This is a genomic window from Methylophaga sp. (assembly GCF_965655755.1).
Classification (GTDB): domain Bacteria; phylum Pseudomonadota; class Gammaproteobacteria; order Nitrosococcales; family Methylophagaceae; genus Methylophaga.
In genome coordinates this window covers 1-1,069 of the sequence record NZ_CBFHHW010000082.1, presented here as the reverse complement: position 1 = coordinate 1,069, position 1,069 = coordinate 1, and the positions used below count along the sequence as shown (strand labels likewise).

The 1,069-nt window shown below is 54.5% G+C and carries 1 protein-coding gene; it reads right to left on the bottom strand.

What is annotated here, in order from left to right; translation table 11 throughout:
• The coding region (locus ACTF5U_RS12495; protein ID WP_438971959.1) for an ATP-binding protein at positions 1-1,069 on the bottom strand (1,069 nt) is incomplete at both ends.

The window sequence follows — 1,069 nt, the reverse complement described above, 5'->3', positions numbered from 1 at the left end:
GCTGAAGCGTGTCTGGCACGCACACCGGCCTGTAGATTCAGGTCGGCGAGCAGCAACCGTTCATCGTCGTCCTCAATAAGTTGGCAGCCTTCGTTGAGATGGGCAACGATGTCGATAAGACGGTCATCCGGCACATGATCACCGGTATGCTGAAGCATCAAGCGTCCGATGGAAAGATGCACTTCAGGCAGTCGCTGTGCCTCTATCAAAGAATAAGCAGCCTGCTGCACGCGGTCATGCTGAAACCGGTAAGTCGGATTAAAATCCAGCGGTTCGTCACCACTCCCTACCAGTCGGTAATCCGTGTGCAGCGGCACAACCGTGTGTTGTTTAAGTGCCGGCAACAACGCTGTGGCGGTTGCCGAAAACGATTGCTCATAGATGGTAGAAAGTGTGTGCAGGTCAAAGGTACCGCCGATACAAGCCGCCAATTGCAGAACTCGCTGGGTCTCGGGCTGCAAGCGCCGCAGATTATCCACCATAAACTCAACAACATCGTTGCTCACGTAAGACCAACGGGCGGCATCCAAATCCCAGTTCCATCGTCCGCTGTTGAGATCAGGGGTAATCGCACCGTCCTTGTGAAGCTGCCGCAACAACTCTTTGGTAAAGAAAGGGTTGCCCTGCGCCTTATCATAGAGCATATCGCTAAGTGGACGAGTCTCATCCGGCTCACGGCACAAACCGTTGCCTACCAGATTCGCCACAGCATTCCTGTCCAGCGGACTGAGAGGAAGGTGACGGATATTTTTCTGGCCTTTCAGATCGTCGAGCAGCATACGCAATGGGTGTCCCGGTCCCACCTCATTGCTACGATAAGCGCCTATCAGCAGCAAATGACTCAGCTCATGGGAAGTCACCAGACGGCGTAACAACTCTAAGGTCGGTGCATCACTCCATTGCAGATCGTCCAGGAACAACACCACGGGGTGCCCCTCCCCCGCAAACACTCGGAGAAACGCTGTAAGTACGATCAACACGCGGTTACGCGCCTCCGCTGGCGGCAACTCTGCCACAGCAGGTTGATGTCCAATAACCAACTCCAACTCCGGTACCAGTTCAACCACCA